Origin of the sequence: Rhodoferax sediminis, assembly GCF_006970865.1 — a bacterium.
In the GTDB taxonomy this organism is placed as follows: Bacteria; Pseudomonadota; Gammaproteobacteria; order Burkholderiales; family Burkholderiaceae_C; genus Rhodoferax_A; species Rhodoferax_A sediminis.
Genome location: NZ_CP035503.1, coordinates 3,132,013 through 3,150,743, shown reverse-complemented (window position 1 = coordinate 3,150,743; position 18,731 = coordinate 3,132,013). Strand labels below are relative to the sequence as shown.

Sequence of the window (18,731 nt, the reverse complement as noted above, 5' to 3'; positions counted from 1 at the left end):
GCAGCCGCGACCTTCGTTCGAGGCTGCAACGCGCTGCCCGTTGGTGGATGCTCGCCGCGCTCAATGTCATGAACGGTGCGGTGCTGGCCGAGTGCAAACCGCGCCACCGGCATCAGGAGCGGATTCCTGCGCGCCATCGATTTGGCCCGTGCCAGCCGAGCGGACATTCACGTTATCGTGGACAACTACAGCTCCCACAAGCATGCCAAGGTCAAAGCCTGGCTGGCACAGCGCCTGCGCTGGCACATGCACTTCACTCCCTCCACAGTTCGTGAATCAACATGGTGGAGCGTTTCTTTGCCCTGATCACCGAACGCGCCATCAAGCGCGGATCGGATCGCAGTGTTAACGAGCTGATCGGTCGGATTCATCATTTTGTGGATCACTGCAAGCAGAACTGCAAACCCTTTGTTTGGACCGCCACCGCCGATCCCATCCTCGCCAAGCTACAAAGACTTTGCGCAGGAATCAGCGGGACGGCACACTATTCTTACTGTCACAAGAGCAGTTTTGCGTTTGCTCTGCCGCAGCAGGGACACTGCCCGAGTTGAGCGATCGGCTGATAGCTTAGTCGATGGCGCAGTGTTGTGATTGAGGTTGCCACGCGCCGCTGTGCGCGCAGGACTGCCACGGGGGATGTAATCCTCGGGAAGGACAGGCACCTGGCGGTTGATGAAGTTTTTTTTACCGCCGAGGGACTTGTCGGTGACGAGGCGCTCTGCCATCAGGAACCCGTAGGCAGCGATGCTCAACGCGGCATGATGGTGGAACCCCCGCCAGCCTCGTCCCTCGTAATGCCCCAGGCCGAAGTCCTGCTTCAGATCCTGGTAATCGCGCTCGATGCGCCAGCGCTGATGGGCGACGCTGACCAACTCGTTGATCGGTGTTTCCTCGGGTAGCGTGGACAGAACGTACTTGCTCCGCTCGGCGTCGTTTGCAGGCCACTCATTGCTTGCCAGGGAGATGCTCACGGCCACCTGGCAGTTGTCCTGCTTGCCCAGCATGCCGCAGTACTGGCGGCCGACGCCGACCGAATGACAGCCCTTCTTCGGGAACCCCGTGTCGTCGATGATCCACCAGCCGCCGTCGCTGCCCACCACGTCGGTGCGCCGCTTGATCTCGGCGTTGTGCCGCTCCAGCGGGCTGGTCGAGTAGATCTGATGCCAGTGTGCCCCCGCAAACGTCACTAACGCCGGCACATCGTTCTTGGCCTCGTCATCAGGGCGCTGAGCTTGGGGAACTGCAGCGCAGCTGATCGGCGACGGCTCTCCATTGGCTTCACGCTGCCTCGGCGGGTTCTGCGCAAACACCGTCCCGATGCCCTTTGCGCCGGATGCCAAGCCGCAAGCATTTCTCTATGCGTGCGCCCGCAACCGCTCCTCAGCGCACCAGAATGGAGGCGATCCCGGTGGCGCAGGCGATCAGGGTGACGGCGGCCGCCGCGGCGATCGCGATCGCGGGCGGCCCGACCACGCCGCGGCGATTCAGCAAGTGCCGGCGCCGCCACGCGCCATAGAGGACGGCAGCCCCCGCCGCAACCAGCAGCACGAAGGCGAGGATGGTGATCGGGGCGTCCCGGCTCGCCCAGCCCGTGCGCAGCGCCAGCAGGGCGTTGGCCAGGACCGACAAACCGGTGCGGTTCCACGACAGCGCCGTGCGCTCGGCCTGCAGTCCGGGGTCCCGAGGCCGCAGCGCTTCGGCTGGCGGGAGAGTCACGCCTGCAACACCAGCAACAGCGCAATCACCGCGGCGATGCCGAGCAGGGCCACGGAAATCAGCGGGATCGCCATGGTGCCCGGCAGCCTGCGTGCGTGGCGCATCGCGATTTCGTTGGCGCGCCAGCGCACGTAGGCCATCGCGCAAAGCACGGCGGCCAGTGCGCCCAGAATGATGGCGAGGATCACGACCACGAGGTGCGGGCCGAGCTTGGTGGAGAACTGGTCGAGCAGGACCCCGCCGGCCAGCAGCGCCAGGGCGGTACGGATCCAGGCCAGGAAGGTGCGCTCGTTGGCCAGTGAAAACCGGTAATCCGGCTCCTCGCCCTCTTGACGCCATTGGGGTTCGCGCATTCAGTGTTCCTTTTTTCCGCCTCTATGGCGCCGCACACATAGGTTTGTGTGGAGGGGGCGACATCAGGGTAAGTCCTATATAGTTTGGCTTGATTTTAATAACTATATAGGACTATAGTTGATAAATCGCATTTGCAATGAATTAACGGCCCCGCATCACAGCAGGAGACAGCATGACCATCCATCGTAATTACCCTTCACTGGTTAAAGACACAACTTTGTCTGAGGGCGCGAGTCAGCGTGCGCCGGTGAAGATATCGTTTCAGGGGGTCAGCAAGACTTACGGTAGTGCGGGCCGGGCGGGTAATCAAACGCTTGCGCTGGACCGCCTCGATGTGGACATCAAGGCAGCAGAGATCGTGACGGTGCTGGGCCCTACCGGATGCGGCAAGTCGTCGACGCTAAACCTGATCGCCGGATTTGAGCGGCCCAGCACGGGCTCGCTGTTGCTCGACAACCAGTTGATTGATGGTCCGGGTCCGGATCGTGCCGTCGTGTTTCAGCAGCCGTCGCTGTTTCCATGGCTGAACGTCCTCGACAACGTTACGCTCGGTGTGAAGTGCCGGGGGATTTCGCGTGACACGTATGCGCCGCGCGCCGCGCATCTTCTGCAAGAGGTGGGTCTTGCGGGGTTCGAGCGTCATTACCCGTACCAGCTATCGGGTGGCATGCAGCAGCGGGTTCAGATCGCGCGGGCCCTTATCTCCGAGCCCAAGGTTCTTTTGCTCGACGAGCCGTTTGGTGCGCTCGATTACCAAACCCGTATCCAGATGCAGGAGCTTCTGCTGCAACTCTGGCAGCAGCATCAGCAGACGATTTTCTTCATCACGCATGACGTATCGGAGGCGATCTTTGTCGCGGATCGAGTTCTCGTGATGAGTCGCCGCCCTGGGCGCATCAAGCTGTCAGTCGATGTTCACGCACCGAAGCCACGCGACGCCGACTTCCTCAGCACACCCGAGTTTGTCGAGTTGCAGCGTGAACTCCTGCACGCCGTCCAGGAAGAGGTTTATGCCAGCAGCGGGAGCCGTGGCGTCAACGCCAAGGCCGCTTGATCATTTCAACTTACCGGAGATCGGATATGTCAATATTTCACTGTCTACGTTCCGCTGCAGCCTTGTTATTCGCAGCGGCAATGGTTTTTCCAGTCGTGGCTTCCGCTCAGGTGGCGCCGGCGCAAGCGAACCTGTTGAAAATCAACTGGGGTGTGCCAACAGCCGACTACTACGCGCTGTACGTGGCCAAGGATCATGGACTGTTCAAAGAGGTCGGCCTGGAGCCGAATTTCTTTTTCTTTCCGTCGGGAGCGCCGCTCCTGGCCGGACTGAAGAGCGAGAGTCTGGATGTCATCACGACGGGCATGGCGACCGTCTTTGCCCTGGGCCAGAACATCCCCCTCAAGGTGATCTACTGGAGTCTTGACCACTCGGCGGCCGAAGGGCTGATCGTCGACCCCAAGAGCGGGATCAAGAGTTTCAAGGACATTGCCAAGGCCAAGGCCATCGCCGCACCCTCGGGCACCTGCGCGCAAGTTTCCATGGTCTTGATGGCGCAGAAGCTGGGGATGAAGTACAGCGACCTCAACGTCGTCAACATTGCTCCGCCGCTCTACAACAACGCATTCAAGAGCGGATCGGTCCAGGCCGGGATCGCCTGGTCGCCCTATTCGAGCGTGCTGCAGGCGGCGGGTTACCCGATTGTGAATTGGGCCGCCGACTACTCGCCCGATGGTGGCGTATGTCCCGGACTGACCAGCGTTCGCGCCAACTTTCTTACGCAGCACCCCGACGTGGGTTTGAAGCTGGTCCAGGTGCACGCAAAGGCGATGGACATGATTGCGAAAAACCCTGAGCTGGCGATCGATGCTCTGGTGAAATACCTGTCGGTTACGCGGGACGTGGCCAAGCATGTCGTCGACCAGGAGCTTTCACGCATCCCGACCCTGGAGCAGCAGGCCGATCCGAAATCTCCGTACTCGCTCTCGGCGAAGGGCGATGCCGGGCTTGCGCACAAGCTTCTCGTCGTCAGCCAGGCGCTTGCCTCCGTCGGCACGATCCCCGCACCCTTGAGCGCGAAGGTCCTCGCCGAGTCGATCGATCCGACACCGATCCAGCGCTACATGAAAGGAGAAGGCAAATGAACCACAGCATTGCAGTCGAAAGAGCAGGTCGGCAACCCGTCCCGTTGGTCGCCTATTCGATCGCGGCCGTCGTCTTCCTGTTCGCGTTATGGGCCGCAGTCACCATGTCCGGCCTGGTTGGTCCCGGACTTTTGCCGACGCCGCAGGCCATGGGCAACGAACTGGTCGGATTGGTGGAAAACGGGTACTCGGGAAAACCTCTGTGGGTGCACATAGAGGCTAGCCTTTTCCGTGCGCTGGCCGGGTTTGTGATCGGCGTGTTGATTGGCGTTCCGTTTGGATTGCTCAGTGGCTACAACAAGGTTGTCGGCGCCATGATGTCGCCTGTGATGGCCTTCATTCGGCCTATTCCACCGATCGCCTTCATTCCCATGGCCGTCCTGTATTTCGGACTCGGTGAAACAGGCAAGGTTGTGCTTATTGTCTTCACCGCGTTCAACTACTCGTTCGTCAGTGCGCACGCCGGCGCGGTTGCGGTCCCGATGTCCTACTATCGGGCGGCCGAGTCGATCGGCCTGACAAAGCTTCAGATATTCTGGCGCGTTGTGCTGCCCTCGGCCATTCCCCATATCTTCACCGGGCTGAAGGTGGCGATGGCGCTGAGCTGGGCTGTCGTCGTGGCGGCCGAACTCGTCGGTGCCCAGTCGGGCCTTGGCTTCATGATTTCTGACGCGGCGCAACTCTTTCGGATTCCGGTGGTCTTCATAGGCATCGTTTTGATCGGCCTTATTGGACTGGTGCTCAATTTTGCCCTGACCGCGACCGAGAACAAGATCGTTCATTGGAAGGGGAGGTAAGCGATGCGCGCCGCGCAGGGTGCGCATTCGTAATCATGGGTAAATCCTATGCAAAACCACTTGATTTTTGAACTATATAGGACTACAGTTCATGCATCGAATTCCGGATCACCTACGCATAGGAAATTGCATGAATGCCCAGGTAAACGCACTGTCTGCCTCACCATCCTCCGTCGGAGTTAAATATGTCGCGCAGTAGCAATTCCAATTTGCGGGGCTGGGTGGTGACCATCATGCTGGCACTGTTCATGATGATCAACTTCATGGACAAGGCGATCCTTGGTATCGTTGCCAAACCGCTGATGGCGGAACTGCACATCCAGCCGGCCGAATTCGGTCTGATTGCCAGTAGCTTCTTTCTGCTGTTCTCCATTTCGGCGATTGGCTTTGGTTTCATTGCCAACCGCGCGTCGTCCAAGGCCGTACTCCTGGTGCTGGCGGCAATTTGGGGGATATCCCAGTTTCCGCTCGCCTTTGTTGCTTCGGTCCCGCTGCTCTTTTTCTCTCGCATCATGCTCGGCGTGGGCGAGGGGCCTGCGTATCCGCTGGCCCTGCATGCCAGCTACAAGTGGTTCCCGAATGACCGGCGCAATCTGCCGTCGGCGATCATCTACCAGGGCGTGACCGTAGGCCTCCTGATTTCCGGTCCGGTGCTGACCTACATCCTGATTCGCCATAGCTGGCATGCGGCATTTATGTTCCTGGGCGTTGCCAGTCTCGTCTGGATGGTGGTGTGGTTCATTCTCGGCGCCGAGGGTCGGGTGACCAGCGACGATGACGCGGCGCGCGTCCACCTTGCGCACACTGCGCACGTGTCGTACCGGACCCTGCTGACGGACTGGACGTTCCTCGTCAATATGGCGTTGTACTGGACCACCTACTGGATCTTCGCAGTAATGTTCACGTGGATACCGTCGTACCTCAGCACGGTGCTGCACTACAGCACGGTCGAGACTGGCTGGATGTTCATGCTCTTTACAGGAATCAACATTCCGATCGTGCTTGGCGGTTCCTGGTTGTCACAGTTCCTGCTCAAGCGCGGGGTGGCTTCGGTGCGCGCACGAGGGTGGCTGAGCTGCGGCTTCGTGTTGCTCGGAGGTGTATTCATCTTGTTGTCGATCTATGCCGTGCAGCAGCCTCTGCTGAAAGTGATACTTCTGGCGATCGGCTTCAATCTTCCGCAGCTCTGCTTTGTCTTGAGTTCGACGATCGTGGCCGAGATCATTCCCGACAGCCAAAGGTCAGGGATGATGTCCGTCAATAGCGCCCTTGCTACCACCGGAGGCCTGATTGCGCCGGCACTGATGGGGGAGTTCATTCAAACCGCTGCCACGCCTGGAGCAGGCTACGACACCGGCTTTGTGGTTGCCGCCATCCTGGCCATCGCTGTGAGCGTGATCGGCTTCCTCGTTATCAATCCGGAAGCGAGCAAGCGTCGTTTTGCTGCGCGAGCCCTGCCCACCATGGTCAAGGCTACATGAGAAGGTCATGCTGCGCCGGCGAATAGCCGCAACGGTGACCACGGTTTTACCTTTTATCCCGACAAGTGAGGTGCAGATGAAGATCGCCAAGCCAAAGTGTGAATTGCCACAGGAGGTCGCATGAAAAGCATATACCCGAGCGAACTCGCATTGTTCGTTGGTGGCGAATGGCGTGGGGCCAAGGGGCGCAGCGTCACTGCGGTCATCAATCCGGCGAATGGGCAGCAGATCGGGCAATTGCCGGTCGCGACCGAAGCCGACATCGCCGACGCCTTGCGCTCAGTCGCAGGGGCCTTCCCGGCTTGGTCGCAGACCAGTGCCTGGGATCGCGATGTGATCCTCAAACGTGCCGCGGCGCTGATTGACGAACGTCGCGACACGCTGGCCACGATCTTGACGCTCGAGAACGGAAAACCGCTGGCCGACTCGCAGGGCGAACTGGACCGCGTTATCGAGGCCATCCTCTACTGCGCGGAAGAAGGAAAGCGCGCCTACGGACGCGTTTTTCCACCTCGGTCGCGCCTGCTGTCACAGATGACATTCAAGCGTCCAGTGGGGCCTGTCGCGGCCTTCGTTCCGTGGAACTTCCCCGCGTTTCTGGCCGCACGCAAGATCGCAGCGGCGCTGGCCGCCGGATGCACCGTCGTTCTCAAGCCGCCGGAGGAGACGCCCGCGATCTGCATCGAGTTGGTACGCGCCTTTGTCGATGCCGGCGTTCCGGCCGGCGCACTCAACGTGTTGTTTGGCGTGCCAGCACAAATCTCCGAGCGCCTGATTGCCTCGCCCGTGATCCGCAAGATCTCGTTCACCGGCTCGGTGGCCGTCGGCCGGTTGCTTGCCACCATGGCGTCGCAGCATCTGAAGCCGGTCACGATGGAGCTTGGAGGGCACGCGCCGGTGGTGGTGTTCGACGACGTCGACGTCGAGCGCGTCGCGCGCGCCTGCGTCGGCTTCAAGTTCCGCAACGCCGGCCAGGTCTGCATGTCGCCCAGCCGTTTCTACGTGCATGCGGGCATCGCGGCGAAATTCACCGAGTGCTTCGCCGCGATGGCCAAATCGCTGCGCGTCGGCGATGGCATGGCGTCCGATACTCAGATGGGTCCGCTGAACAACGAGCGGCGCCTGCGCGCAGCCCAGAGCTTCGTCGAAGACGCTCGTCAGCGGGGTGCCCGCATAGAGACCGGCGGGGAGCGGATTGGTCGCGAGGGCTATTTCTTCGCGCCAACGGTGCTGACTCAGGTCGCCGAGTCCTCGCGCATCCTGTCCGAGGAACCGTTCTGTCCGGTCGCGCCGATCATGCTGTTCGAATCGTTCGACGAGGTGATCGCGCGCGCCAACAGTGTCAATCTCGGCCTCTCCTCCTACGCGTTTACCAACCGGCTGGAGCGCGCCGCGGAATTTGCCGAACGCATCGAGGCCGCGTGGGTCGGCATCAACAACTTCACGCCGCAACTGGCCGATGTACCGATTGAAGGCGGCAAGGACAGCGGCCTCGGATCCGAAGGCGGCCCTGAAGGACTCGACGCCTATCTGCATACCCGTTTTGTCAGTCAATTGAACACCGCAGTTTGAAACACCCCACTCAGCCAGGAGATATCAATGAGTACCGCAAGCCCCAACACCAGTTCCTCTGCCAAAACCCAGCCGATCCGCTTCAACGGCTACAACAAGCGAGACGTTCCTGCCCACGACGCGGAACTTACGAGTTCCAACGCGGGCACGCCGATGGGTGAATACATGCGGCAGTTCTGGCAGCCGGTATGCCTGTCGGTGGAGCTGACCGACGTGCCGAAGGCGATCCGCATCATGGGTGAAGACCTGGTCGCGTTCCGCGACAAGAGCGGCGACGTCGGTGTGCTGCATCGCCACTGCTCTCATCGCGGCGCCTCGCTTGAATTCGGCGTGATCGCCGAGCACGGCATCCGCTGCTGCTACCACGGCTGGCACTATGCGGTTGACGGTGAGTTGCTCGACGCGCCGTGCGAGGCCGATGCCACGCGTCTCAAGCAGACGGTCTGCCATGGCGCCTATCCGGCGTTCGAGCGCGACGGCCTGGTGTTCGCCTATATGGGCCCACCCGACAAGAAGCCGCCGTTCCCCGAATACGATACCTATACCTTGCCCAAGGGCACGAAGATGGTGCCGTTCTCGAACATCTACCCCTGCAACTGGCTCCAGGTGTTCGAAAATATCATGGACCATATGCACACCGCCGTGCTGCACAACAAGATGGTGGTCGAAGGCGTCGACGCGGCGACCGCCGACGGCGTCTCGCTCGAGGGCTTCGGCGACATGCCGGTCATGCAATGGGAGGCCACGCGCAGTGGCAACGGCATTGTCTTCATCGCCGGCCGCCGCCTGCCGGATGACAAGGTCTGGGTGCGTATCACCGAGATGGTCTTCCCCAACTACCTGCAGATCGGCTCGCTCGTTCCCACTGCCGCTACCGAGCGCCATGGGACCTCGGGCTGCACGCGCTGGAACGTTCCGGTGGACGATACGCACATGATCATCTTCGGCTTTCGCCATTTCAACAGCGAGGTCGACCCGGCCGGCATCGGCTGTGAAGCCGACTGCGGCGTGGACAAGATTGACTTCCTGGTAGGACAAACCGGCAACCGCAGCTATGACGAAGGTCAGCGCGCACCCGGTGACTGGGAGGCACTCGTCAGCCAGCGACCCATCGCGATTCACGCGCTCGAGCATCCTGGCTCATCGGATATTGGGGTCTATATGTGTCGCAAGCTGCTGCGGGAGGCGGTGCGCGGCAAAACACCGCCGGACGCGCTGTATGAGCGGCTAACCGCCGCCGGAAGCTCGCTGCCGTTGTACGCGCAGGACTCGGTGTTGCACGTCCCTGAACTGCCTTCCGCGGAGGACCGCAAGCTGATTCTCAGCCTGGGCAAGCGTGTGTTCGAGATCATGCGCTCGGCCGACGATCTTCCCGCGGAGCAGCGCGATGCGCACGTGCGCCAGCAACTCGATGAACTCGACGGTGGCGCCAGCGCGCGCAGCGTCATGCGCCGCGAGATGCGCGGCGCAACGGCCTGAGGCACAAGGGGAAGGATATGTTGACGCTGCGCGTTCGTTCGACCACTTTCGAGGCCGAAGGCATTCTCTCCTTCGAGCTCGTCGACCCCGCTGGAGCCGAGCTCCCTGCGTTCGAGCCGGGCGCGCACATCGACGTCCATGTGCCCGGCGGCCTGACGCGGCGGTATTCGCTGTGCGATCCGCCGTGGCAGCGCTACCACTACCGTATTGCCGTGCTCGACGTGCCGGGTGGGCGGGGCGGCTCGCGTGCCATGCATGAGCATGTTCACGCCGGCGACCTGATCGAGGTTTCCGAGCCTCGCAACTTTTTCCCGCTCGCATCGGAATCCGGCCATGCCGTGCTGCTCGCGGGCGGCATTGGCATCACGCCGATCCTGGCCATGATGGAGCAACTCAAGCGGCTCGACCACAGCTTCGAGTTGCACTACTGTACCCAGACTCCCGAGCGCACTGCGTTTGCGGGCCGCATGGGGCAGGACACTGCCGCAGGCCGGGCACATCTGCACCACGATGGCGGCGACTGGCGCAAGGGACTGGACATGGCGAGCCTGCTGCGCGAATACCGACCCGGCACCCACCTGTATTTTTGCGGCCCGGCCGGGTTCATGAAGGCGGTGAAGGATGCCTCCGGGCACTGGCCGCCCGATACCGTGCATTTCGAATACTTCGGAGCCGATCCGGACGTCCCGACTCGGGCCATGCCGGCGAGCGGCTGTGATGTCGTACTCAAGCGTTCGGGGAACACGATCCACGTAGACCCGTCGCAGTCTATTTTGCAGGCGGTGCGCGACGCCGGCGTTGCCTGCGAATCGTCGTGCGAGGCCGGGATGTGCGGCACCTGCAAGGTGCGCTACCTCAGCGGCAGTCCCGAGCACACCGATTTCGTGCTGAGCGACGAAGAGCGCCGAGAGTTCGTCCTGATCTGCTGCGCCCGCGTAGCGGAAGGACCGTTGGTGCTCGATCTTTAGAACTAAAAAGGTTTGACTATGCGTAACTTTGACTACATCGTCGTCGGCGCCGGCTCGGCGGGCTGTGCTCTCGCGGGCCGTTTGGCGGAAGACGGTCGCACCAGCGTACTGCTGCTGGAGGCCGGTCCGAAGGACCGCAATATCTGGATCCACATCCCGATCGGCTACGGCAAGACGATGTTCGACCCGAAAAACAACTGGCAGTTCTACTCCGAGCCCGAACCCCACCTGAATGGTCGCAAGATTTATCAGCCGCGTGGGCGCACGCTCGGCGGCTCCAGCTCGATCAACGGGCTGGTCTACATCCGCGGCCAGGCCGAAGACTTCGACGCTTGGGCCGCGCTCGGCAACACCGGCTGGGGCTGGTCCGACATCCTTCCGTACTTCAAGCGCTCGGAACGCAACGAGCGCGGGGCCAGCGAATACCATGGGGGCGACGGCCCGTTGAGCGTGTCCAACATCCGCGGCAAGAACGAACTGGTCGAGGCCTTCATCAATGGCGCCGGCGAACTTGGTATTCCACGTACCGACGACTTCAACGGGGCGCACCAAGAGGGTGTGGGTTACTTCCAGCTCACCACCCGCAACGGTCTGCGCTGCTCGGCCGCCAAAGCCTACCTGCCTGCGGCGCGGGCGCGTGGCAACCTGGTCGTTGAAACCGATGCACACGCCACCGGCGTGATATTCGAGGGTAAGCGCGCCGTCGGCGTGCGCTATGTGCGCGGCGGCCAAGCGTTGGAGGCGCGGGCCAACTGCGAAGTCGTGTTGAGTGCCGGAGCGTTCCAGTCACCGCAATTGCTGCAGCTTTCAGGCATTGGTGATACAGACCATCTTCGCGCCCTCGGGATCCAGCCGGTCCATGACGCGCCGCAAGTCGGCAAGAACCTGCAGGATCACTTGCAGTCGCGGCTGATCTACAAATGCACCAAACCGATCACGACCAACGACGAGTTGCGAACGCTGTGGGGCACGGCGAAGATCGGCATGCGCTGGATCTTTCGCAAGGAGGGGCCGGTGGCGGCAGGCATTCAGCTCGGTGGCATGTTCGCCCGGGCGGTGCCGCAGGCCAGGACGCCGGACGTGCAATTCCATTTCGGAACCATCAGCGCTGACATGACGGCCGGCAAGCCGCATGATTTCTCGGGCTTCACAGTGTCGATGTGCAATCTGCGCCCGACGAGTCGCGGCGAAGTGAACGCCCGTTCCCGTGACGCGCGTGATGCGCCGGCAGCTCTTTTTAACTACCTGTCCACCAAGGAAGACGAAGACATGATGCTGGCTGGCTTTCGGCTGGCGCGCGGGGTTGCAGCCTCCAGGTCGATGTCCCCGTACATTGCCGAGGAATACCGGCCCGGACCAGGCGTGGCTTCGGACGAAGAGACTTTGGCCTTCGTGCGCGAGTACGCGACCACGATTTTCCACCCGGTCGGGACCTGCCGTATGGGGGACGATGCAACCTCGGTGGTCGATCCGCGGCTGAAGGTGCGTGGCGTGACGTGCCTGCGTGTGGTCGACGCGTCCATCATGCCGCTGCTGTTGTCCGGTAACACCAACGCAGGTGCCATGGTGATCGGCGAGAAAGCGGCCGATATGATGAAGGAAGACAGGAGAAAAACACCATGAACGCCGAAGCTCGCCACATTGAGGTTTTCGAAAACCTGTATCAGCAGGATCGCAGCGGGCTGCCCAAGTATCAGCGCTTGTGCAACGCAATGCTCGAAGCTATCAAGCGCGGACTGTGGCGCCCGGGCGACCGCCTGCCTGCCGAGGAGGAACTGACAGCGCTGACGCCGTTCAGCCTCGGCACTGTGCAGCGCGCGCTTCGTCAACTGGCGGAGCAGGGATTGGTGGTGCGCCAACATGGTCTGGGCAGCTTCGTCGCCGAAAGGCAGCGAGAATTGCACGACCCTTGGCACTGCCGCTTTGTCGCGGACGACGGCAAGACCTTGTTGCCGATTTACTCGAAGGCGACCCAGCGTGTCGTGGTCGATGAGACGGGGCCGTGGACACGCTATCTTGGCAACGAGAGCCGTGAGGTGATGCGGCTCGATCGCGTCATCAACGTCAACGACGAGTTCAAGATCTTCTCCCGCTTCTATGCCGACCGGTCGCTGCTAAAACGGCTGTGGGACATGCCAATGAAGCAGCTCCACGGCGCCAATTTCAAGCAGGTGATCGCCAGCCAATGCCTGCTACCGATCACCGAGATCACACATCTCGTGAGCATCGCCACTTTTGATGACGAGGCCTGCGACCACATCGAGGTGCCGCACGGGACATCCGGAATCTTCATGCGGGCGAACACACGTGCCGGACGCGACATCTGCGTGTATTACCAGGAATTTTTTATCGCCCCCAATTCGCGTGTGCTCCAGTTTCCGGAACACCCATCTTCATCGCCAGGCGCCTGACCACGTCGCTGCCTCCCTATTAAATGAAATGCACAGGAGTTGAAATGAAAACCAAACCGCAAAATCTCGTCATCATCATGTCGGACGAGCATTCGCCAAAAGCGCTTGGCTGCTACGGCCACGATATCGTCAAAACCCCCAACCTGGATGCGCTCGCGGCGCGCGGTACGCGCTTCTCACGTGCCTATTGCACCAGCCCGGTGTGCATTCCGGCGCGTGCGTCATTTGCCGTTGGCAAATACATCCATCAGGTTGGCTACTGGGATAACGCCGACCCTTACGACGGCCGTGTGCCCAGCTGGCATCACGTCCTGCGCGATCGCACCCACGACGTCGTTTCGATCGGTAAGTTGCATTTCGACTTGTCCTATGTGGACCATGGCTTCACGGAGGAAATCATCCCGATGCACGTCATCCAGGGTGGCGACTTAATGGGTCTGGTGCGCAGCGACTTGCCCGTTCGCAAGGGTGCCTACAAGATGGAGCGCTTCGCCGGTCCGGGCGAAAGCCAGTACACGTTCTACGACCGCGAGATCGTGTCGCGGGCTCAAATCTGGCTGCGCGAGGCGGCACAGCGCCAGAGCGACAAGCCATGGGTTCTGTTCGTGTCGTTGGTGTGCCCGCACTTCCCGCTGACGGCGCCGGCCGAACATTACTACCGCTACTACAACCAGAATCTGCCGATGCCCAAGCTTTACGAGAAGTCCGAACGGCCGAATTACCCGTCCCTGGTTGACTATCGCAACTCCTTCAATTACGACGACTACTTTGACAAAGAGACGGTCAAGAAGGCCATCGCTGGCTACTACGGCCTGTGCTCGTTCCTCGATGAGAACGTCGGCAAAGTAATGAATACTCTTGAGGACGCGGGCTTGGCCGATAACACCCGCATCATGTACACGGCCGACCATGGTGACAACATGGGCACGCGCGGCCTGTGGGGTAAATCAACAATGTTCGAAGAGGCCGCTGGGGTTCCGTTGATCATCGCCGGCACCGACATTCCGGCCGGCAACGTCATCGAAACGCCGGTCAGTCACGTCGATGTGTACCCCTTCGTCCTCGATGCGGTGGGTGAGCTGGATCCTCAGTTGCGCGAGGGCTTTCCGGGTACGTCTCTATTCGACATGGCAAAGGGAGAGCAGCCGGATCGCAACGTCATGGTCGAATACCACGGCATGGGTTCAACCACAGGCTCATTCATGATTCGGCACGGCCGCTACAAGTACATCCAATACGCGGGATATCCGGCCCAGTTGTTCGACCTTGAGGCGGATCCGGAGGAGCTCACGGATGTGTCGGCTCAGCCCGCATACGCCGCAGCGCTCAAGGAGTGTCGGCAGCGATTGTTGGCCATGTGCGACCCTGACGAAGTCGATCGCAGGGCCAAGGCTCGCCAGGCTGAGTTGTTGAATAAGTTCGGTGGGCGAGAAGCTGTGATTGCACGGGGCGACCTCGGCTTCTCGCCGGCTCCGGGCGCAGCGCACAACTTCGACTAAACGGAAATCAATCCATTCGAAAGACTGACCAAAAAAGGGGCTGGCACCGATGGACCTTTCAACGCTTGAGCAGGCGATGCTCGATGGCGATCACGGCGAGGCGCTGCAAACTGCCATTGCCTACCAGAAGAAGGTGGGTGAGTTCTGGGGCGCCCAGCGCTTCGTACCGGTCTCGAACGTCCACATGATGGGCGACATCGAGGTCATGGGCGACGGCGGCCTTGCTTGGTTGAAGGCGTTTGCCGCGCACGATACCCCCTGCAAGGTCAACGTGACCACCAATGCGCGCTGCATTGATTTCGCTCATTGTGATGCGCTTGGCCAGACCCCGGCCGAGGTCGGCAAGGAGCGTCAACTGATCCAGCAACTGCGCAAACTCGATGTGGTCACCACCGACACCTGCATTAACTATCAGACGGTGTACCAGCCCCATATGGGTGAGCATGTGGCGTGGGGTGACACCGGCACGGTGATCTACGCCAATTCGGTGCTCGGTGCCCGATCCAACTTCGAAGCCGGACCGGCGGCGCTGGCGGCCGCCATTACCGGTCGCACACCCGAATACGGTTTCCATCTCGACGCGCATCGCAAAGGCACATTCGCGGTGCGGATCGACGCCGAACTGGCTGACCTCGCAGACTGGGGGTTGCTGGGCAAGTTGGTTGGGCAGCCGCACCAGGACTACTATGCGGTGCCTGTGTTCCATGGTTACCACGGTTCGCCGAGCGCCGACGAACTCAAGCACCTTGGTGCGGCGCTGGCTAGTTACGGGTCGATGGGTATGTTTCATTTCGTCGGCGTCACGCCGGAAGCCCCGACCCTCGAGGCCGCGTTTCATGGCGGCGCACCCGGCGAAACATTGGTCATCGACAATGCCGCCCTGGAGCGCGCCTATGCCGGCTTCGGGCTGGGTGATGGTGACGCGCGGCTGGTGGTGTTCTCGGGGCCGCAGCAATCGTTGTTCGAGATGAAACGCCTGGCCGAGCTGTTCGAAGGTCGCCGTGTGCAGCCCGGATCGAGCTGCTTCGTTACCACCAATAGTGCGGTGCTTGCCCAAGCCCGGGGTATCGGTTACGCAGCAATCCTCGAGGCCGCGGGTGTCACGATTCTCGAAGGGGTGTGCTTTTATATTCTCCAGAATCTGTCGGCGATGCGTATCCAGAATGGCTGGACCAACATGGTCTCCAATTCCGCGAAGCTGGTGAACATCATCGGTGCGCATCGCTTCAACACCATCCTGCGCACCACGGCGCAATGCGTTGACGTCGCGTGCACCGGGAGACTTGCATGAGTGACACCACGATACGGGTGAACCGGGCGTACGGGCCGGTGGTTGAGGGCGAGGCCCTGGTTTCGACGGAAGGCTTCTCGCCGCGCTACGACCTGGATCGCTGGAGCGGCCTGATCACCAAGCCGGGCCATGCGCTTGAAGGCGAGAGCATCGTCGACAAGATCTGCTTTTTTCCGACCGCCAAGGGCGGCGTTGCGGCGGGGTGGGCCTACTACGACTTGAAGTGCAAGGGCCTGGCGCCCAAGGCCCTCGTGTTCGGCGTGACCAATCCGGTCATGGTGCAAGGGGCGATCTTCGCCGATATCGTGATCACCGAAGGCTGGGAGCCCGAGCCTGCGAGTGTCGTGCGCACCGGTGACTGGGTGCGGGTCGACGCCGGCCGGCGCGTGATCGAAGTGGTATCGCGTCAAGCCGATGCTGGGCATGCAGGCGCCGTGCCGCTGCCCGTGGACGCGAGGCCTCGCATTGAGCCCGGCGCGTAACAACGAATTCAAAAGGACTTCCATGAAAATCGCCCTGCTGGCCTCTTTGGCCCTGGCAACCCTCGCGTTGGCCCCGCCAACCCATAGCCAGACCTTTCCGGACAAGCCGATTCGCCTCATCGTTGCGTATCCGGCAGGCGGTGGCCTGGACTTCGTGGCCCGCACGCTTGCGAAAGGCCTGGCAGAGGCCCTGAAGCAGCCTGTCTTGGTGGAGAATCGCCCCGGCGCGAGTGGAGCGCTCGGGGCAGACATGGTCGCCCGGGCGCGCCCGGACGGCTATACCTTGCTGTTGGCATCGCCAGCGGAAGTGATCGTCGGCCCGGCGGCGGGGCAAAAGACGCCGTACAACGCCGAGACGGCCTTCGCACCGGTGGTGCTTGCGGGCGAGACGCCGCTCGTTGTGGTGGTGAACCCCTCCGTTCCCGCGAAAAACCTGTCCGAGCTAATGGCCTATGCGAAGACCCATCCCGGCAAGCTCAGCTATGCCACGCCGGGCACGGGCAGTTCCATGAACTTCGCGGGCGAAGCGCTCAACAAGGCTTTTGGCACGTCGATCGTGCAAATCCCGTACCGGGGCGCGGCGCCAGCCGTGGGTGATCTGCTCGGCAACCAGGTGTCAATGGCGATCGTGGGAATGCCGCCCATCATTGCGCAGGCAAAGGCGGGCAAGCTCAAGGTGCTTGCTGTGACGACGATCAAGCGCTCGTCGGCGATGCCGGACGTTCCTTCGGTGTCGGAGTCCCCCGGCATGAAGGACTACCGTTTTTCCAACTGGATGGGGGTGTTTGCCCCCGCCAAGACACCTACGGCCATCGTTGAGCGGCTCGGCAAGGAGATTGCGGTCATCGTGCGTGAGCCCGTCGTTCGGGAAAGCCTGCTTGATGGAGGAGTCGAGCCGTTGGGGCTGCGCGGCACCGAGTTCACCGACTTCCTTGCGGCCGAGCGTCGGCGGTACCAGGTGATTGCCAAGGAGCGCGGCATCCATTTCGAGAATTGATTTCATTTTCAGGTCAATAGCAACGGCGCACACCATGAACGCCCCCTCATCCCTCGAACCAGAGCTGCTACAAAAAGCAGAGCTGCAAGCCAAGATAGTAAAAGGGCTACAGGCCGTTTTGCCTGCGCATGCGCTGCTCTGGCAGGCGGAAGACACCACGCCTTACGAGTGCGACGGCCTGACCGCCTACCGTCAGCGCCCGCTGGCCGTGGCCCTGCCCGAAACCTATGAGCAGGTGCAGGCTGTGCTGCAGACTTGCCACGCGCTGGAGGTGCCGGTGGTGGCGCGCGGCGCCGGCACTGGCCTGTCGGGCGGCGCCATGCCGCACGCACTGGGCGTGACGCTGAGCCTGGCCAAGTTCAACAAGATCCTGAAGATCGACCCGGCCAGCCGTACCGCGCTGGTGCAGTGCGGCGTGCGCAACCTGGCCATCTCCGAGGCGGCGGCGCCGCACGGCCTGTACTACGCGCCCGACCCGTCGAGCCAGATTGCCTGCACCATCGGCGGCAACGTGGCCGAGAACTCGGGCGGCGTGCACTGCCTCAAGTACGGCCTGACGGTGCACAACGTGCTCAAGGTCAAGGGCTTCACCATCGAAGGCGAGGCCGTCGAGTTCGGCAGCGATGCGCTGGATGCCGCCGGGCTGGATCTGCTCGCGCTGGTGATCGGCTCGGAGGGCATGCTGGCCGTGACCACCGAGGTCACCGTCAAACTGATCCCCAAGCCGCTGCTGGCGCGCTGCATCATGGCCAGCTTCGACGACGTGCGCCGCGCGGGCGACGCCGTGGCCATGGTGATTGCGGCCGGCATCATTCCGGCCGGCCTGGAGATGATGGACAAGCCCATGACAGCGGCCGTGGAAGACTTCGTGCACGCCGGCTACGACCTGAATGCCGAGGCGATTTTGCTGTGCGAGAGCGACGGTACGCCCGAAGAAGTGGCAGAGGAGATCGCCCGCATGAGCGAGGTGCTGGAGCGCTGCGGCGCCACCGCCATCCAGGTCAGCCGGGACGAGGCCGAGCGCCTGAAATTCTGGAGCGGACGCAAGAACGCCTTCCCCGCCTCGGGGCGCATCAGTCCCGACTACATGTGCCTGGACTCCACCATCCCGCGCAAGCGCCTGGCCGACATCCTGCTGGCGATTCAGGAGATGGAAAAGAAATACGCCTTGCGCTGCTGCAACGTGTTCCACGCGGGCGACGGCAACCTGCATCCGCTGGTGCTGTTCGATGCCAACGACCCGGACGAGCTGCACCGCTGTGAGCTGTTCGGCGCCGACATTCTGGAGACCAGCGTGGCCATGGGCGGCACCGTGACGGGCGAGCATGGCGTGGGCGTGGAAAAACTCAACAGCATGTGCGTGCAGTTCACGGCCGCGGAGAACGAGCAGATGTTCGGCGTCAAGCGGGCCTTTGACCCTAAAGGGCTGCTGAATCCGGGCAAGGTCATTCCGACCCTGCAGCGCTGCGCCGAGTACGGCAAGATGGTGGTGCGCGGCGGCCAGATCGCGCATCCCGAACTGCCTCGCTTCTGAAGGGCCGCACA

16 protein-coding genes and 3 pseudogenes are annotated in these 18,731 nt (G+C 61.9%); 15 read left to right on the top strand and 4 right to left on the bottom strand.

From position 1 onward, the window contains the following. Window positions 1-47: 47 nt before the first annotated feature. Window positions 48-485: pseudogene (locus EUB48_RS15220) on the top strand (transposase); the annotation flags it as partial. Here the strand turns inward: EUB48_RS15220 and EUB48_RS15215 are convergent. From EUB48_RS15215 to EUB48_RS15205, 4 genes and pseudogenes are all read right to left on the bottom strand, one after another. Then, a pseudogene (locus EUB48_RS15215) lies at window positions 447-1,085 on the bottom strand (transposase); the annotation flags it as partial. The pseudogenes EUB48_RS15220 and EUB48_RS15215 overlap by 39 nt on opposite strands. Before the next feature lie 6 nt (window positions 1,086-1,091). Then, a pseudogene (locus tag EUB48_RS22055) lies at window positions 1,092-1,181 on the bottom strand (transposase); the annotation flags it as partial. Window positions 1,182-1,380: 199 nt separating this feature from the next. Then, entirely contained in the window at window positions 1,381-1,716 is a 336-nt protein-coding gene (locus tag EUB48_RS15210; RefSeq protein WP_142819931.1) for a DUF202 domain-containing protein, read from the bottom strand. Further along, on the bottom strand, window positions 1,713-2,069 hold the full coding sequence (locus tag EUB48_RS15205) for a YidH family protein (protein ID WP_142819930.1): 357 nt from the start codon (window positions 2,067-2,069) through the stop codon (window positions 1,713-1,715). Before EUB48_RS15205 ends, EUB48_RS15210 begins: the two co-directional genes overlap by 4 nt. A 173-nt stretch (window positions 2,070-2,242) precedes the next feature. On the opposite strand from EUB48_RS15205, the gene EUB48_RS15200 reads away from it, so the two are divergent. From EUB48_RS15200 to EUB48_RS15135, 14 genes are all read left to right on the top strand, one after another. Beyond that, window positions 2,243-3,124 (top strand): ABC transporter ATP-binding protein, encoded by an 882-nt coding sequence (locus EUB48_RS15200; RefSeq protein ID WP_142819929.1) that lies wholly within the window; start codon window positions 2,243-2,245, stop codon window positions 3,122-3,124. A 95-nt stretch (window positions 3,125-3,219) separates the two neighbouring features. Then, window positions 3,220-4,209: an ABC transporter substrate-binding protein gene (locus tag EUB48_RS15195; RefSeq protein ID WP_244618216.1), complete on the top strand. Its 990-nt coding sequence runs from the start codon at window positions 3,220-3,222 to the stop codon at window positions 4,207-4,209. Further along, complete coding sequence (locus EUB48_RS15190) at window positions 4,206-5,006, top strand: ABC transporter permease (RefSeq protein WP_142819928.1); 801 nt, start codon at window positions 4,206-4,208, stop codon at window positions 5,004-5,006. Before EUB48_RS15195 ends, EUB48_RS15190 begins: the two co-directional genes overlap by 4 nt. A gap of 233 nt (window positions 5,007-5,239) precedes the next feature. Beyond that, entirely contained in the window at window positions 5,240-6,487 is a 1,248-nt protein-coding gene (locus EUB48_RS15185; protein WP_244618215.1) for an MFS transporter, read from the top strand. A gap of 120 nt (window positions 6,488-6,607) precedes the next feature. After that, entirely contained in the window at window positions 6,608-8,059 is a 1,452-nt protein-coding gene (locus EUB48_RS15180) for an NAD-dependent succinate-semialdehyde dehydrogenase (RefSeq protein ID WP_142819927.1), read from the top strand. 27 nt (window positions 8,060-8,086) lie between these two features. Then, window positions 8,087-9,538 (top strand): Rieske 2Fe-2S domain-containing protein, encoded by a 1,452-nt coding sequence (locus tag EUB48_RS15175; protein WP_142819926.1) that lies wholly within the window; start codon window positions 8,087-8,089, stop codon window positions 9,536-9,538. A gap of 17 nt (window positions 9,539-9,555) precedes the next feature. Then, the gene (locus EUB48_RS15170) at window positions 9,556-10,506 is read left to right on the top strand and encodes a PDR/VanB family oxidoreductase (RefSeq protein ID WP_142819925.1); all 951 of its coding nucleotides are present in this window, start codon (window positions 9,556-9,558) and stop codon (window positions 10,504-10,506) included. Window positions 10,507-10,518: 12 nt separating this feature from the next. Then, the gene (locus EUB48_RS15165) at window positions 10,519-12,129 is read left to right on the top strand and encodes a GMC family oxidoreductase (RefSeq protein ID WP_142819924.1); all 1,611 of its coding nucleotides are present in this window, start codon (window positions 10,519-10,521) and stop codon (window positions 12,127-12,129) included. Beyond that, window positions 12,126-12,917 carry a GntR family transcriptional regulator gene (locus EUB48_RS15160; protein WP_142819923.1) on the top strand — a complete coding sequence of 264 codons (792 nt, stop codon included), beginning with the start codon at window positions 12,126-12,128 and terminating at the stop codon, window positions 12,915-12,917. The genes EUB48_RS15165 and EUB48_RS15160 overlap by 4 nt, the downstream gene beginning before the upstream one ends. A gap of 44 nt (window positions 12,918-12,961) precedes the next feature. Next, window positions 12,962-14,416: a sulfatase family protein gene (locus EUB48_RS15155; RefSeq protein ID WP_142819922.1), complete on the top strand. Its 1,455-nt coding sequence runs from the start codon at window positions 12,962-12,964 to the stop codon at window positions 14,414-14,416. Window positions 14,417-14,465: 49 nt separating this feature from the next. Then, window positions 14,466-15,707: an aconitase X gene (locus EUB48_RS15150; protein WP_142819921.1), complete on the top strand. Its 1,242-nt coding sequence runs from the start codon at window positions 14,466-14,468 to the stop codon at window positions 15,705-15,707. Continuing rightward, on the top strand, window positions 15,704-16,189 hold the full coding sequence (locus EUB48_RS15145; RefSeq protein WP_142819920.1) for an aconitase X swivel domain-containing protein: 486 nt from the start codon (window positions 15,704-15,706) through the stop codon (window positions 16,187-16,189). The genes EUB48_RS15150 and EUB48_RS15145 overlap by 4 nt, the downstream gene beginning before the upstream one ends. A 22-nt stretch (window positions 16,190-16,211) precedes the next feature. Beyond that, the gene (locus EUB48_RS15140; protein WP_142819919.1) at window positions 16,212-17,186 is read left to right on the top strand and encodes a Bug family tripartite tricarboxylate transporter substrate binding protein; all 975 of its coding nucleotides are present in this window, start codon (window positions 16,212-16,214) and stop codon (window positions 17,184-17,186) included. 34 nt (window positions 17,187-17,220) lie between these two features. Further along, window positions 17,221-18,720 (top strand): FAD-linked oxidase C-terminal domain-containing protein, encoded by a 1,500-nt coding sequence (locus tag EUB48_RS15135; protein ID WP_142819918.1) that lies wholly within the window; start codon window positions 17,221-17,223, stop codon window positions 18,718-18,720. Window positions 18,721-18,731: the final 11 nt, after the last annotated feature.